The 15,624-nt window shown below is 63.2% G+C and carries 14 protein-coding genes; 5 read left to right on the forward strand and 9 right to left on the reverse strand.

Features of this window, described 5'->3' with window-relative positions; genetic code table 11:
• The 5 genes from xdhB to ACEW8Q_RS13425 all read right to left on the reverse strand — a co-directional run.
• The coding region (xdhB, locus tag ACEW8Q_RS13405; RefSeq protein ID WP_373504561.1) for a xanthine dehydrogenase molybdopterin binding subunit at positions 1–2,057 on the reverse strand (2,057 nt) is incomplete at its 3' end.
• The gene (xdhA, locus tag ACEW8Q_RS13410; protein WP_373504562.1) at positions 2,057–3,520 is read right to left on the reverse strand and encodes a xanthine dehydrogenase small subunit; all 1,464 of its coding nucleotides are present in this window, start codon (positions 3,518–3,520) and stop codon (positions 2,057–2,059) included. The genes xdhA and xdhB, both read right to left, overlap by 1 nt.
• Positions 3,521–3,523: 3 nt before the next feature.
• Positions 3,524–3,874, reverse strand: coding sequence for a hydroxyisourate hydrolase (uraH, locus tag ACEW8Q_RS13415; RefSeq protein WP_373504563.1), 351 nt, complete (start codon positions 3,872–3,874; stop codon positions 3,524–3,526).
• Between the two features lie 132 nt (positions 3,875–4,006).
• Positions 4,007–4,915 carry a LysR family transcriptional regulator gene (locus tag ACEW8Q_RS13420; protein WP_373504564.1) on the reverse strand — a complete coding sequence of 303 codons (909 nt, stop codon included), beginning with the start codon at positions 4,913–4,915 and terminating at the stop codon, positions 4,007–4,009.
• A gap of 3 nt (positions 4,916–4,918) precedes the next feature.
• Entirely contained in the window at positions 4,919–6,178 is a 1,260-nt protein-coding gene (locus ACEW8Q_RS13425) for a glycerate kinase (protein ID WP_373504565.1), read from the reverse strand.
• 226 nt (positions 6,179–6,404) lie between these two features.
• Here ACEW8Q_RS13425 and ACEW8Q_RS13430 point away from each other — a divergent pair, with 226 nt between their 5' ends.
• Entirely contained in the window at positions 6,405–6,653 is a 249-nt protein-coding gene (locus tag ACEW8Q_RS13430) for a hypothetical protein (RefSeq protein WP_373504566.1), read from the forward strand.
• Positions 6,654–6,791: 138 nt separating this feature from the next.
• Positions 6,792–8,225: an undecaprenyl-phosphate glucose phosphotransferase gene (locus tag ACEW8Q_RS13435; RefSeq protein WP_373504567.1), complete on the forward strand. Its 1,434-nt coding sequence runs from the start codon at positions 6,792–6,794 to the stop codon at positions 8,223–8,225.
• On the opposite strand, the gene ACEW8Q_RS13440 is transcribed toward ACEW8Q_RS13435, so the two are convergent.
• The 3 genes from ACEW8Q_RS13440 to ACEW8Q_RS13450 all read right to left on the reverse strand — a co-directional run bounded on the left by ACEW8Q_RS13440 (position 8,226) and on the right by ACEW8Q_RS13450 (position 10,757).
• Positions 8,226–8,639 (reverse strand): universal stress protein, encoded by a 414-nt coding sequence (locus tag ACEW8Q_RS13440; RefSeq protein ID WP_373504568.1) that lies wholly within the window; start codon positions 8,637–8,639, stop codon positions 8,226–8,228. It abuts the gene before it with no gap.
• A 114-nt stretch (positions 8,640–8,753) separates the two neighbouring features.
• Complete coding sequence (locus ACEW8Q_RS13445; RefSeq protein ID WP_373504569.1) at positions 8,754–9,758, reverse strand: neutral zinc metallopeptidase; 1,005 nt, start codon at positions 9,756–9,758, stop codon at positions 8,754–8,756.
• Positions 9,759–9,779: 21 nt separating this feature from the next.
• Positions 9,780–10,757 carry a 2-dehydropantoate 2-reductase gene (locus tag ACEW8Q_RS13450; RefSeq protein WP_373504570.1) on the reverse strand — a complete coding sequence of 326 codons (978 nt, stop codon included), beginning with the start codon at positions 10,755–10,757 and terminating at the stop codon, positions 9,780–9,782.
• 161 nt (positions 10,758–10,918) lie between these two features.
• Here ACEW8Q_RS13450 and ACEW8Q_RS13455 point away from each other — a divergent pair, with 161 nt between their 5' ends.
• Positions 10,919–12,544 (forward strand): NAD+ synthase, encoded by a 1,626-nt coding sequence (locus ACEW8Q_RS13455; RefSeq protein ID WP_373504571.1) that lies wholly within the window; start codon positions 10,919–10,921, stop codon positions 12,542–12,544.
• 3 nt (positions 12,545–12,547) lie between these two features.
• Here ACEW8Q_RS13455 and ACEW8Q_RS13460 read toward each other — a convergent pair whose 3' ends face one another.
• Positions 12,548–13,537, reverse strand: coding sequence for an aldo/keto reductase (locus ACEW8Q_RS13460; RefSeq protein WP_373504572.1), 990 nt, complete (start codon positions 13,535–13,537; stop codon positions 12,548–12,550).
• A gap of 99 nt (positions 13,538–13,636) precedes the next feature.
• Here ACEW8Q_RS13460 and gltX point away from each other — a divergent pair, with 99 nt between their 5' ends.
• On the forward strand, positions 13,637–14,956 hold the full coding sequence (gene gltX, locus ACEW8Q_RS13465) for a glutamate--tRNA ligase (RefSeq protein ID WP_373504573.1): 1,320 nt from the start codon (positions 13,637–13,639) through the stop codon (positions 14,954–14,956).
• An 18-nt stretch (positions 14,957–14,974) separates the two neighbouring features.
• Positions 14,975–15,613 (forward strand): glutathione S-transferase family protein, encoded by a 639-nt coding sequence (locus ACEW8Q_RS13470; protein WP_373504574.1) that lies wholly within the window; start codon positions 14,975–14,977, stop codon positions 15,611–15,613.
• Positions 15,614–15,624 lie beyond the last annotated feature (11 nt).

Below are 15,624 nucleotides of genomic sequence, written 5' to 3' on the forward strand. Positions count from 1 at the left end.
GGCGCGTGCGTGCGGAGCCTGCCCTTGGCGTCCCACCAGAGCTCTTCCGTCGTCAGCCAGCCCATGCCCTGCACATAGGCACCCTCGACCTGGCCCTTGTCGATCGCCGGATTGAGCGACTTGCCGACATCGTGGAGGATATCGGCGCGGTCGACCATGTATTCGCCGGTCAGCGTGTCGATCGACACTTCGGAGACCGAGGCGCCATAGGCATAGTAGAAGAACGGCCGGCCCTGCCCCCGCGCACGGTCCCAATGGATCTTCGGCGTCTTGTAGAAGCCGGCGGCCGAGAGATGAACGCGGGCCATGTAGGCCTGCTTGATGAAATGCGCAAACGGCACTTCCTCGCTGCCGATCCTCACCCGGTTGGGCAGAAAATGCACATCGGCGACCGGCACCTGCCAGCGCTCGGCGGCGAAGGAATAGAGCCTGTCCTTGATCTGCCGGGCCGCATCGTAAGCCGCCATGCCGTTGAGGTCAGAGCCGGACGATGCTGCGGTGGCCGAGGTGTTGGGCACCTTGGCCGTCGTGGTCGCGGTGATCTTGACCCGGTCGATGTCGATCTGGAACTCGTCGGCCAGAACCTGCGCGACCTTGGTATAAAGCCCCTGCCCCATCTCGGTGCCGCCGTGGTTCAGGTGCACGGAGCCATCGGTATAAACATGCACCAGCGCGCCGGCCTGGTTGAGGTGCGTCATGGTGAAGGATATGCCGAACTTCACCGGGGTAAGGGAAATGCCCTTCCTGAGAATCTGGTTCCGGGCATTGAAACCCGCGATCTCGTTCCGGCGGGCGCGATAGTCCGACGACGCCTCAAGCTGCTCGATGACGGCGAGCGCGATATTGTCCTCGACCTTCATGCCGTAGGGCGTCGTGTCGTTTCCGTCCGTATACAGATTGATCTTCCGCACATCGAGCGGGTCATGCCCCGTGCGGATGGCGATAGCTTCGATCATGCGTTCGGCGAAGACCATGCCTTGCGGGCCGCCGAAGCCTCGGAACGCGGTGTTCGACACGGTGTTGGTGCGGAGCCTCCGCGTGGCGATGCGGGCCGCGGGATAGAAATAGGTGTTGTCCGCATGAAACATGGTGCGGTCGCAGATGGCGTTGCTGAGGTCCGCCGAATAGCCGCAGCGCGAGAGGAAATCGACATCCACCGCCTTGATGCGGCCTTTTGCATCGAAGCCTGCCTTGTAGTCGATGCGAAAGTCATGACGTTTGCCGGTCATGATCATGTCCTCGTCGCGGTCGAGGCGGCACTTGGCGGGGTGGCCCGTCACATGCGCGGCGAGGGCTGCGAGGCAGGCCCATTGCGCGGCCTGGCTTTCCTTGCCACCGAAAGCGCCACCCATGCGGCGGCATTCCGTGGTGACGAGTGCCGCCGGGATGTGGAGCATGTGGGCGACGAGATGCTGCACCTCGCTCGGGTGCTGCGTGGAACAGTGGACGGTGACGGCGCCATGCTCTTCCGGAATTGCGAGGCTCACCTGGCCTTCGAGGTAAAAGTGCTCCTGACCGCCCACATGGAAACACTCCGAGAGCGTGAGCGGAGAGGCAGCCAGCGCCTTCGTCGCGTCCCTTCGGACAAACGCATAGGGCTCGCCCACATCGTGTGTGCCCATGGCAATGGCGTCATCCACGGTAACGGCAGGCTTCTCCGCCGCAATCTCGATCTTCCCCAGCCGGGCAGCAAACCGCGCCGCATCACGTGTGTCAGCGACGACGGCGAAAACCACCTGTCCGTGGAACATGATCTTGCCATCGGCTAAAATCGGGTCGCCGCCGTTGGTTGGGCTGCAGTCGTTGACGCCCGGAATGTCCTTCGCGGTCAGCACGGCCAATACGCCCGGTGCCGACTTCACGGCAGCGAGATCAATCGCGGTGATCGTCCCGAGAGCCCCTTCCTTCGCGAAGCCCGGATAAACATGGACGAGTCCTTGGGGTTCGCGGATGTCATCCACGTAGGTGGCCTGTCCCTGCACATGCAAGGCGGCGCTGTCATGCGCCAGCGTCTTGCCGACAGTCCTTGTTGAGATCACGCGGCGGGCTGCAACCATCAGGCCACCACCCTTTCGCCAACAACGCGCGTAGCGGTGGCGCCTGCCACTTCCATCAGCGCCTTGCGAAGAAGCCCCTGCGCCACCTCGATCCGGTAGGCGGCTCTCGCGCGCATGTCGGAGATCGGCTGGAAGTCCTGCGCGAGTGCGGCGAGCGCATCTGTCCATGATGCCGGATCGTCTAGCTGAATGCCAGCGAGGGCGGTTTCCGTTCTTGTGCCTCGCTTCGGTGTTGCCGCCATGCCACCAAATGCAACGCGGGCCGAGCCGATGCGGCGGCCATCGAGCGTGAACCTGAATGCGGCCATGACGGCCGAGATATCCTGGTCGAAGCGTTTGGAAATCTTGTAGGCGCGGAAGACCTCATTCGCCTTCAGCTTCGGCACGTCGATCCGCCATACGAGTTCGCCGGGCCTCCGGTCCTGCTTGCCATAGGCGATGAAGAATTCTTCGAGCGGAAGGCTGCGCTCGGAGGGACCATGGCGGAGATGGAGCGTCGCATCGAGCGCGATCAGCATCGGCGGAGTATCGCCGATAGGAGAACCGTTGGCGATATTGCCGCCGATGGTGCCCGAGGCACGGACCTGGGTCGAACCCAGTCGCCTCAACACTTCGCGCACATCGTGGTCGATGGCGCCCAATGCCTCGAAGGCCTCGGCGTAGGTGGCGGCAGCACCGATCGAGACATAGGTGCTCTCGTCCGAAATCGCGTGCAGCGATTTCACGCCGCCGGTCAGGATGATCTTTGGCAGATTGCGCATCTGCTTGGTGATCCAGAGACCGACATCGGTTGCGCCTGAGACGATGGTGGCGTCGGGATTGTCGGACGCGAGCTGAGCGAGCGTTCCGGCCCTGGCGGGCCGGGCGATAAAGCTGTCAGGCGTTCCGATGAAGACGTCCGCGCCATCATCGAGGCTTGCGAGCATGCGGGCGGCGAAGTCCGCGCCCGAGGCCCAGCGCTCTGCGGGTGAACCATTGCAAGCGGCAAGCGCGGCGTCGACGATGGGCCGGTAGCCGGTGCAACGGCAGAGATTGCCTGCGATGTGGTCAACTATTTCAGCCCGCGTCGGCACATTGCCGGACTGGTGCAGCGTGAACAGCGACATGATGAAACCCGGCGTGCAGAAGCCGCATTGCGAGCCATGTGTGTCGACCATCGCCTGCTGCACGGGATGAAGTTCGCCATCTGCCGACAGGTCGTCGACCGTGACAAGTTCCTTGCCATCGAGTTGGCCCACCAGAAGAATGCAGGCGTTGACCGGCTCATAGACCACGCGGCCGTTGCGGAGTGAGCCCAGCGCCACGGTGCAGGCACCGCAGTCACCCTCGTTGCAGCCTTCCTTTGTGCCGCGCGAGCGCTCCTCAAGCCGCAGCCAGTCCAGCACTGTGCGCGTGGGAGGCACGCTGGAGAGTTCCACAACGCGGCCACGGCGGACAAAGCGGATGGTGCTGCGCGCGGTCATGCTTCAACTGCCCCTGTAGGTGGAATAGCCATAGGGAGAGAGCAGCAACGGGACATGATAATGCGTCCCCGGATCGGCAATGCCGAAGCGGATGGGGATGACATCGAGGAAAGCGGGATCGGGAAGGTTCAGGCCCTGCGCCTTCAGGTAGTCGCCAGCGTGGAAGCGGAGTTCGTAGTGCCCCCGCATGAAGGCGGCGCCTTCCAGAATGGGTCCATCGGCACGGCCGTCGGCATTGGTGGTGATGGTTTTCAGATGGACGGTTCCACCATCGAGCATGAACAGCTCGATCTTCAAGCCGGCTGCCGGCCTGCCCGTTGCTGTATCCAGAACATGCGTCGTCAGACGGCCCATACGCCTTTCGTGCCCCCTGTGTTTCGTCCCCTCGTGCAGATCTGAAGGCTGCTTATGCTGCAAACGCTAACACAGCAGAACCGTTCTCAAAAGCAGTATAAACGGAACACACTGTTCTTTTAATCAGAACGCTCAGTTCTGTGGCAAGTGATGCCGCGCGATGGCCAGGAAGGCATCGAGCGCGGGTCTTCCGCCAGCGCCCTGGCGGGCCACCACCTTCAGCCGGTCAAGCGGAAGCCGCTTGTCGGACAGCGGAATCCAGGCAAGCTCGCCCAAAGCGAGTTCCTGCTCGATGCCGATCGGCGTCTGAAAGGCGATGCAACTGCCACGCCGTGCCAGCGATGCCATGAGGCGGAGCGAATTGCATTCGAAAGCGGGACGGATGCGGCGGGCGGCGGGCGCGCTGTCGAGAATGGCGCGGAGACTAAGGCCGGGAGACGGCCACGCCAGCGGGAAATCCGCGCAATCGGCAAGGGACAGGCGCTGCGCCTTGGCGAGTGGATGAGCGGGCGCCATGATGGCACCCAGATGAAGATCGCTCGACGCCACCGCTTCGAGACCCTCTAGAGACGTGGGATTGAAGGTGAAGCCCAAGTCCGCCTGATGGTCCCGCACGATCGCCGTCACAGCATCGGAGCCCGCCACCGTGACGGCGACTTCGATCCCCTGATAGCGGCTGGCAAAATCGAGCAGCATGTCGGGCAGGATCGACACCGATATGCTTTCCACCGTGGCGATGCGCAAGAGACCGCGCTTCAGGCCCTTGAGGGCGCTCAGTTCGTCCATGGTCTTCTCATGGCCCTGCGCCGCCACGCGCAGCCCCTGGAGGAGAATGAGGCCTGCAGGTGAGAGGGTGAGACCGCGTCCGGACCTGTCGAAGAGTGAGACGCCGAGCGACTCCTCCAGCAGGATCAATTGCCGGCTGATGGCCGAGGCCGCGACATTGAGGCTGCGTGACGCAGCCCGCACCGAACCCGTTTCCGCCACCGCGAGAAAATAGCGATAGCCGATGGCGATCAGCGCGGTTTCAGCCTTGGCCACGTCTCACCGGATCAGGATGGCGCGAAAGTCATTGACGTTGGTATGGGTAGGCCCGGTGATCACCTGATCTCCCAGCTTCTCGAAGAGCGAATGCGCATCGTTGTTCTCGAGGAAAGCCATGGGGTCGATCCCTAGCGCGCGGGCCCGGTCGAGACTCTTCGGGTCGATCAGCGCTCCTGCGATCTGCTCCATGCCGTCGATGCCGTCCGTATCGGCCGCAATCGCATGCATGCGGCGGTCGCCGCCCAGTGCGATCGCGAGCGCCAGCAGGAATTCCACATTGCGGCCGCCACGGCCTTTGCCGCGAACGGTGACGCCCGTCTCACCGCCGGACAGCAGAAGGCACGGCTTTCGAGTTGGCTCGTCGTAAGCCGCGATCTCAAGGGCAATGGCGGCATGCACCTTGGCGACCTCACGCGCCTCGCCCTCGATGCGGTCACCCAGATAAAGAACGTTCAGGCCATGGGCCTTCGCCTGTTCCCTCACCAGCCTGAAGGACTCGTGCGGCGAGACGATCACGCGGGTCTCGACATCGGGGCTGATGATGCTGCGGTCTTCGTCCGGCTCCGAGAGCCAGCGGGCAATGGATGGCGGAACCGCCACGCGGTAGCGCTCCAGAATGGCAAGGGCATCCGCCTTGCGGGTGCCGTCGGCAACGGTTGGCCCCGAGCCGATGATGGCGGGATCGTCGCCGGGCACGTCCGACAAGGCGAGCGTCATGATCCTCGCCTTGCCTGCCGCACGCGCCAGCCGGCCACCTTTCACGGCGGAAATCTGCTTTCGCACACAGTTGAGTTCGGAAATGTTGGCGCCGCACTTGAGGACGGCGCGCACCAGGCCGAATTTCTCCTCCATCGAAATCCCAGGAACGGGCTTCGACATGAGGGCGGACGCGCCGCCCGATATGAGGGCGATCAGGAGGTCGTCCGGACCCAGCGTGGACGCCAGCGCCAGGGCATTGCCGGCGGCAGCAAGGCTCGACTCGTCCGGCACGGGGTGGCTGCCATGGACGACGCCGATGCGCTTCAGGTCGTGGGCATAGCCATGGGGCGCCACCACGAAACCTTCGAGCGGTCCGTCCCAATTGTCTTCGAGCGCGCGGGCCATCGGAATGGCCGCCTTGCCCGCGCCAATCACAACAGTGCGGCCCTTCGGCTTTTCCGGCAAGTTGCGGGCCACCGCCATCATCGGGTTGGCGGCATCCACAGCCGCATCGAACAGGCTTCGCAGAAGTTCCCTCGCCTCTCGCGTGCCGTCCGTCACCTGCAATCATCCTTTTCCATTTGACCCCCTGTGTTTTGCTCCAAGCCCGGAGCCCGCACAAGACTCCTGGCATTGCGGTCGAATTTTCCGAAAATCCGACACGAAAGGTTAAGCCGCCATTCAGCGCAACGAATGATTAACCTCAAAGCATCGGAACAGGAGGAGTAGAAACGGATCATCATCGTCAGCATCAGTTAACGATGACGATCTGAGGGGCAGAATGCATATGCAGTTGACGACAAACTCGGCGTTGGTCTGGAAACGCAGGGCGGACGAAAGCGAACAGGCCGCGAAAATGCAGACCCGAATCAGCATCCTGCTGATGATCCTGATGTTCGTGACGGGCGCGGTTGCCCATTCGAGCCGGAACCGTGTTGCCGATATCTGTTCCGACCTGCTGGCCAGTTCCAATGCGACGGAGTCCGCCGCCGCCCGCAAGCTGGCGTCGGACGCCTTCAACGCCCATTGCAGTTGAGCCGATCGCAGAAACCCTTTCGCAACCCTAACTCGAAGAAGCCATCCAGACACACCCCCGTTTGACCACGCGTTCAGAACTTGCCGCCATGGTGCGCCGTGGTGGGCGGCGGTTTGGCCGGCGTTAGGGGTATGGACGATGGGAATTCAAGCGGGTGCGCGGATGGACCGCTATGTCGACCGGGAGATCGTGCAGCGCATCCTTAAGTTTCTTGATGCCGGGGTGCTGTTCGCCGCATCGATCTTCATCTCGCTGCTCTCGGCCACGGATCTCTCGACGACGACGCCGCAGGTGATCGGCTTCCTCGCCATCGAGCTATCGCTCGTCTGCGTGTTCGCCATGCGGAGCTTCGGACTCTATGACGTGGGCGCCATGACGCAGGGGCCTTGGACAGCGCTCCGTGCGACAGCCATCAGCTTCATGCTGGGAGGCCTGCTCTATCTTCTGACGCATCGGTTTCTGCTCGAAATGGATTTCGGCTGGATGTACCTCTGGATGATGGTGCTGCCGGCCTATTTCGGCATCACGCGCGTCGCTGTCTCGCTGTGGGCCGCGCCGAGGGCCGCCGAAGGGCGGTTCCGCCAGCGCGTCGCCATCGTCGGCGGAGGCCGGTCCGCCGAAGACGCTCTCAACCTGCTCGAGAGCTCGACAGGCCTCGACATCGAGATCATCGGGCTGTTCGACGACCGGGACGATGCCAGAAGCCCGCAGTCGATCCGCGCCTATCACAAGATCGGGCGGATCGAGGAACTGGCACAATATGCGCGGAGCCAGCGCGTCGATCTCATCGTCGTCGCCATTCCGCTCTCGGCTGAAACCCGGCTCCTCACCATCCTCAAGCGCCTGTGGGAACTTCCCGTCGACATCCGCATCAGCGGTCAATCGTCAAGCCTGAAGCTCAATGCGCGGGCCTATACCTATCTCGGAAAGCTGCCACTCCTTTCGGTCTTCGACCGCCCGCTGAAGGGCTGGCAACTGATCCAGAAGGAAGCGCTCGACCGTGTGCTCTCGGTGCTGATGATCATCGCACTGGCGCCTGTGATGCTGGGCGTGGCGCTGGCCGTGAAACTGGAAAGCAAGGGGCCGGTCATTTTCAGGCAGAAGCGCTACGGCTTCAACAACGAGCTGATCGAGGTCTTCAAGTTCCGCTCGATGTATACCGACCGCTGCGACGCAAGTGCAGCAAAGCTGGTGACCAAGGACGACCCGCGCGTCACGAAGGTCGGGCGATTCATCCGCAGGACCTCGCTCGACGAGCTGCCGCAACTCTTCAACGTGCTGCTCGGGCAATTGTCCCTTGTCGGCCCCAGGCCGCATGCGACCCAGGCAAAGGCCGCCGACGCGCTCTACGAGACGGTCGTCGACGGCTATTTCGCACGGCACAGGGTGAAGCCCGGCATCACCGGCTGGGCGCAGATCAACGGCTGGCGTGGTGAAACCGACACGCGCGACAAGCTGGAGCAGCGCGTGAAGCACGATCTCGAATACATCGACCGCTGGTCGATGGGCTTTGATCTCTACATCATCCTCAAGACGCCCATCGTGCTGCTCAGAGGCGAGAACGCCTATTGATCAGCGGGCAACCGTGACGCTGCAGTGGGCGCGGCCCGCCACGTCGGCGGCAACCGACCCGAGCACGAGGCGCGACACGCCGCGCTTGTCGCCGGTACCGACCACGATATGGTCGTAACCGTGTTCCTCAGCATACTGAACGATGGCCGCGGCGGCCTCGCGGCTGCGCAACGCAAGTTCCTCGACGGCGGTTGCTCCAGCCTTGCGGGCCACGGCCGCGGCATCGTCGAGCATCTTCTTCACCTGATCATCTTCCCAAGTATAGATGAGCGGGCCGCGAGCGCCGCCGCGGGCGACGTTCACCGCGCAGATCGACAGCTTGGCGCCGAGCTTGGCAGCCATTTGCGCGGCAAGCTCGATGGCATGTGCCGAATGTTCGGTTCCATCGGTGGCGCAGAGAATCTTGCTGGTCATTCATTCCTCCTTTGGCACGCCAAAACGCGGCCAATCTGAAATTTAATAGCCATCGCCCGGCGGCGCGACTTTGATTCTGGTCAACACTTGTGCAGACCCCGACGATGGCCGGTTTTACAGGCTGCTCGCGGAGAAGGTGTCGCAATCGCGAAGGCTCTTCGCGGTGAAGCCCTTCTTGAACCAGCTCACGCGCTGGGCTGACGTTCCATGCGTGAAGGATTCCGGCACGACATAGCCCTGCGAGCGCTTCTGCAGGCGGTCGTCACCGATGGCAGCAGCGGCATTCAGGCCCTCCTCGATGTCACCCTCCTCGAGGATCCTCTTCGAGGCATTGGCCTCCTGCGCCCAGATTCCCGAGAAGCAGTCTGCCTGGAGTTCCATGCGGACCGACAGGGCATTGGCTTCTTCCTTGGACGCCCGCATGCGCGCCTGGGTCACCTTGTCGGCAATGCCGAGAAGGTTCTGCACATGGTGGCCGACCTCGTGCGCGATCACGTAGGCCTGTGCGAAATCACCCGGGGCGCCCAGCTTGCTCTTGAGGTCCTGATAGAAGCTGAGGTCGATGTAGACCTTCTGGTCGCCCGGGCAGTAGAATGGGCCCATGGCGGACTGCGCGGCGCCACAGGCCGACTGCACGAAGCCCTCGAACAGCACCAGCTTGGGCTTCTGGTAGGTGGCGTTCATCGAGGTGAAGATTTCATCCCACACGCGATTGTTGGAACCCAGCACGCGGGCCACGAATTCCTTGCCGGCGTCAGCACCCGCATCGGCCGTCGAGGTGCCGGGGTCGATACCGACATTGGTATCGCCGCTGTCCGTCACGTCGGTGCGGGTATCGGGAACGGTGATCTGGGTATCGGTGCCGCCGCCCGGAACCGGCACGCCGCCGCCATTGATCATCTGCAGGAGGTCGATGCCGAAGACGGCCTTCAGCACGAAATAGACAATCACCAGGAAAATGATGGTCTTGAAGCTGAAGCCGCCTGCGCGGCTGCCGCCCATGGGGATATTGATCCGCCCGCCGCGTCCTCCGCCGGGGAAACCAAAACCACCACCGCCGCCTTGTCCGCGCCGGTCCTCGATGCTGTCATAGTCGGGCTTTTCGTTATCGAGCCGCATCGGCCCACCTCCTGGCTGAACTTACGCGCTCTTCACGCGCGCACGGAATTTGACGAGATCGTAGACCAATTTCAAGCTCGGCGCATCCATTCCCACAATCCCGGCAAGTTCGATCACGACGCCCAGCAGCGCATCGAGTTCCGTCGGGCGCCCGGCCTCCACATCCTGAAGCATGGACGTGCGGTGCGCGCCCACCTTGGCGGCCATGTCCATGCGCTCGTCCACGCCCACTGCAAAGCTGACGCCCAGCGCCTCGCCCACGCGCTGCGCTTCTTCCATCATGCCCCGGATGACCCGGCGCGTGCCCGGATCGGTGGCAAGATCGATCAAGGTGCCTTCGGTCAGGACGCTGACGGGATTGAAGCTGAGGTTGCCCCACAGCTTCAGCCAGATCTCGTTTCTCAGGTTGGGGCGCACGGGGCTCTTCACGCCGGCGGACGTGAGAATCCTGCTCAGGCTGCCGGCGCGCTCAGACGTCTCGCCGGTCGGTTCCCCAATCGGCATCCGGTCGCCGAAGTGGTGCGCAACGACGCCCGGCGCCTCGATTTCGGCTGCCTGCCAGACGACGGAGCCCAGCGCGCGTTCCGGCCTCAGACGTTTCCAGATGGTGCCTCCGGGATCGACGCTCTCCAGCGTTCGGCCCTCATACGCACCGCCTGCGCCATGGAAGTACCACCAGGGGATTCCGTTCTGCGCGAAGAGGATGGCCGTGTCCTTGCCGATCAGGGGCTGCATCTGGTCCAACACGCCGGCAACACCATGCGCCTTCAATGTGAGGATGATGAAGTCCTGGACTCCGAGCTGCCTCGGGTCATCGGTCACCTTTGGACGAACCACCTGGATTTCACCCGCCTGCTTCAGCGTCAAGCCGTTCGCCTTCATGGCGGCGAGATGGGGCCCACGCGCGACAAGCGAGACATCCGCCTCGCCCTTCAACGCCAGCCGCGCGCCCACATAACCGCCGATGGCCCCCGCGCCGAAGATGCAGATCTTCGTCATGTGAGGCCGGTGCAGCCCGGAGCCGGGATCGCGACAGCGCCCGGCGGGCGGGCATCGATGAGGGATGTGAGTATCATGCCGCAAGTCATGCGCAATTCGGGCAAGCCCGTCAACGCCACGCAATTGAAGGGCCGCGCCGCATCCGCTAAGACCGCTCCATCATGACCGACAGACTCATCATTGCGCTCGCCCAGTTGAACCCGACGCTCGGCGCCATCAACGCCAACCTCGCCAAGGCGCGCGAGGCACGTGCCCAAGTGCCGGGCGCGGACCTGATCCTGTTCCCGGAACTCTTCATCTGCGGCTACCCGCCCGAAGACCTCGTGTTGCGCCCGTCCTTCGTGGCGGCCTGCAAGGCGGCGGTGGAAGATCTCGCGAAAGATACAGTGTCCGGCCCGGCCGTGCTGATGGGCCTGCCGTGGCGCGACGGCGAAAAGCTTCACAATGCCGTGGCGCTGCTGGCCAACGGCCGAATCGAGACCCTGCGCTACAAGTTCGACCTGCCGAATTATGGCGTCTTCGACGAGAAGCGCGTATTCCAGCCGGGGCCTGCTCCCGGCCCCATTTCCTTCAAGGGCGTGCGCCTTGGCGTGCCGATCTGCGAGGACATCTGGACGGACGAGACTTCCGAAACCCTGGTCGAGACCGGAGCCGAGATCCTGCTCGTGCCCAACGGCTCGCCCTTCGAACGCAACAAGGACGATGTCCGCCTAAACCTCGTCGTGGCACGCGTGACCGAGACGGGCCTGCCCATGGCTTACCTCAATCAGGTTTGCGGACAGGACGAACTCGTGTTCGACGGCGCCTCATTCGTGCTCAATGCCGACCGTTCGCTGGCGCTTCAGATGCCGATGTTCGAGGAAGCGATCGCGCTCACCGAATGGCGGCGCGAAGACGGCGGCTGGCGCATGTTGCCGGGCGAGATGGCAAAGCTTCCCGAAAAGGAAGAAGAAACCTGGAAGGCCTGCGTTCTGGGCCTCCGCGACTACGTGCTGAAGAACCGCTTTCCCGGCGTGGTGCTGGGGCTTTCGGGCGGTATCGATTCCGCCGTCGTTGCCGCCATGGCGGTGGATGCCCTGGGCAAGGACAAGGTGCATTGCGTGATGCTGCCCTATGCCTATACCAGCCGCGACAGCCTGGTTGATGCCGAGGCCTGCGCCGAGGCGCTGGGCGTGCGTTACGACGTGGTGCCGATCAAGGAGCCGGTGGAGGGTTTCTTGTCCGCACTTGGTCCCATGTTCGAGGGCACAGCACCGGGCATCACGGAAGAAAACCTCCAGTCGCGCACGCGCGGCGTCATCCTCATGGCGATTTCCAACAAGTTCGGCGCGATGGTGCTGACCACCGGCAACAAGTCGGAAATGTCGGTCGGCTACGCCACGCTCTATGGCGACATGAACGGCGGATACAACCCGATCAAGGATGTCTACAAGACGGAAGTCTACCAGCTGGCCTCGTGGCGCAACACGCAAGGCTTCGTGATCCCCGAGCGCATCATCACCAAGGCGCCGACGGCTGAACTGCGCGAGAACCAGAAGGACCAGGATTCGCTGCCGCCCTATGACGTGCTGGACGCAATCCTCGAAGGCCTCGTGGAGAACGAACAGCCCGTGGCCGAGATCGTCGCCAAGGGTTTTGACGAGGCGCTGGTGAAGCGCATCCAGCACATGCTCTATGTGGCCGAATACAAGCGGCGGCAGGCAGCACCAGGCGTCAAGATCACGCGCCGAAACTTCGGCCGCGACCGGCGCTACCCGATCACCAACGGCTTCAGGGACGGGCGCTGAGTCTCAGCAATATTGCTCGGTGCCATTGATCTGCTGATCGGAATAGCGATGGCCGTGGGCAAAGCCCGGCGGCAGAATTGCATCGATCTCGCGCCATTCGTCTTCGCTCAGTGAAATCGCAGCGGCGGATGCATTCTCCGCCAGATGTTCCGGCGTGCGCGTGCCGGGAATGGGGATGATGTGGTCACCTTGCCGCAACACCCATGCAATGGCCAGTGCCGCTGTCGACCAGCCGCGCGCCCTGGCGAAGGCCTTGAACTTCGCAATCCGCTCCATGTTGCGGGTGAAATTCTGTTCCTCGAAACGCGGATTGCGCTTGCGGAAATCCGAGTCCGCGAATGTGGCCGGATCGAGCGCCACATCCGTCAAGGCGCCGCGCGCGACGGGCGAGAAGGCAACGAACGTGGTGCCGAGCCGCTTGCAGGCCTGCAGCATCCCGAGTTCCGGCTGGCGCGACCACAGCGAATATTCATTCTGGACGGCGGCCACGGGGTGAATGCTGGCGGCCCTCTCCAGCGATGATGGCGAAATCTCGGAGAATCCGAAGCCGCCGATCTTTCCTTCGTTCTTGAAGGCAACGAGCGTTCCGGTCACGTCCTCGATGGGAATGGTCTGGTCGCGGCGGTGAACATAGTAGAGATCGACACGCTCGACGCCGAGCCGCTTCAGGGAACCGTCGAGGCATTCGCGCAGGAAGCCGGGGGAATTGTCGAACTTGCGCGGGTTGGGAACGATGCCGCCCTTCGTGGCGATGGAGAACTGCGTCCTCGCTGCCGGATTGTGACGCAGGAATTCCCCGATGAAGTCTTCCGAGACATAGGGTCCGTAGATCAGCGCGGTGTCGATGTGGGTGACGCCCAGATCAAGGGCGCGGGCCAGTGTGCGGTGGCTGGTCTCCTTGTCGGTGGGGCCGAAGAATCCGGCAAAGCTCATGGCGCCGAAGCCCACTTCGCCGACCAACGGCCCGTCCTGCCCTATCCGCCGCTGCTTCATCTCTGGTCCTCCCGCATGGACGTTCCGAATACCAGAGTTCCGGGGCAGCACAACCCTGCGGCTTGCGGGGGCGGGTTCGCCATGCCAAAAGCCGCACTCATGACAACCATCGTCCGCTTTGCCCCCTCGCCCACGGGCCGCATTCACATCGGCAATGCCCGCACCGCCATCATCAACTGGCTTCTGGCCCTGAAGACCGGCGGTCAATTCGTGCTGCGCTATGACGATACCGACACCGCGCGCTCGACGGAAGAGTATGCCCGAGGAATCGCCGCCGATCTCGACTGGCTCGGCATCAAGCCGCATCGGGTGGAGTGGCAGTCGAAGCGCTTTGCGCATTACGATGAGATCGCGGACGGCCTGCGGAAGGCCGGGCGGCTTTATCCCTGCTACGAGACCGCCGATGAGCTCGACCGCCGGCGCAAGCGCCAGATGGCGCGGGGGCTGCCGCCCGTCTACGACCGCGCCTCGCTGAAGCTCAGCGACGATGAGCGGGCAAAGCTTGAAGCGGAGGGCCGGAAGCCACATTGGCGCTTCCGTCTCGACGGCCGCATGATTGAATGGAACGACCTCATTCGCGGGCCCCAGCACATCGACACAACAGGCCTGTCCGACCCGGTTCTTGTGCGCGAGGACGGAACCTATCTCTATACGCTCCCCTCGGCGATCGACGACATCGACTTCGGCATCACCCATGTCATCCGCGGCGAGGACCATGTGGTGAACACGGCCGTCCAGATCGAGATCACGCAGGCGCTTGGAGGAAGCATTCCAGCCTATGCCCATCACAGCCTGCTGACGGGTGCTGACGGCAAGGGCCTGTCGAAACGGCTGGGCTCGCTGTCGATCGCATCGATGCGCGAGCAAGGGCTGGAGGCGATGGCCGTCGTCAGCCATGCTGCCTTGCTCGGCACGTCCGACAACATTCATCCGTGTGCCGATTATTCCGAACTCGTCTCGGGCTTCGATCTCGCCAAGCTGTCGCGCGCGCCTGCCCGGTTCGACGAGGTGGAGCTTGCCCACCTCAATGCGAAGCTGTTGCATCATCTGCCTTGGGATGCCGTGAAAGACCGGCTCGATGGCGGGACGGAAGCATTCTGGCTCGCCATTCGCGGCAACATCGAAAAGCTTTCGGATGCCTCGCTCTGGGCCAATGTCGTTTCAGGACCCGTCACGCCGGTTGTCGCGGAAGATGATCGCTCCTTCATCGCCGGGAGCAAGGCGCTGCTGCCGCCCGAGCCATGGGATACGTCCACCTGGAAAACCTGGACCGACGCCGTGAAGGCGGACAGCGGCCGGAAGGGCAAGGCGCTGTTCATGCCGCTGCGCCTTGCTTTGACGGGCCTCGACCACGGGCCGGAACTTGCACAGTTGCTTCCGTTAATCGGCCGCCAAAGAGTGCTTGAGCGGCTCTCCTGATTGCGCAATGATCGGCGCATGATCCTCGTGGGCCAGTTCGACTCTCCCTTCGTGCGGCGCGTGGCGGTGACGCTTCATCACTATCACATGCCCTACACGCGCAATCCGCTCTCGGTGTTCCGCAATGCGGAGGACATGCAGAAGGTCAATCCGCTGATCCGCGTGCCTGCGCTCATTCTGGAAACCGGCGAGACGCTGATCGACTCAAGCGCCATCATCGACGCGCTGGACGAGATGGCGGGACCTGCTCGCGCGCTGACGCCCGCGCATGGGCCCGAGCGCCGCAAGGTGATGCAGGCGGTGGTGCTCGCCGCGGGAACGGCGGAAAAGGTGGTGGCGCTGTTCTTCGAGCGGCTGTTCCACTCCGACAAGCACATCAATCACGCATTTGAGAAGCGGATGATGTCGCAAATCGCGGCGGCGCTGGAGAAGCTTGAGCATGATTGCGGCACGCCGTGGTTCTTCGATTCGAAGATGACGCAGGCCGACATCACCATCGGCTGCATGATCGGCCACATGAAGATGCGTGTGCCCGAGGTCTTCCCGGTGAACAAATATCCGAAGCTCCATTCCCTCGCACTCCATTGCGAGACGAAGGAGGACTTCGTGAAGGCGCGCCCTGCGGCGGACGAGACGGTGCCCAGCCGCAAGGCGTGAAGTCAGATCCA

This window comes from Aestuariivirga sp. (genome assembly GCF_041738905.1).
Classification (GTDB): Bacteria; Pseudomonadota; Alphaproteobacteria; order Rhizobiales; family Aestuariivirgaceae; genus Aestuariivirga.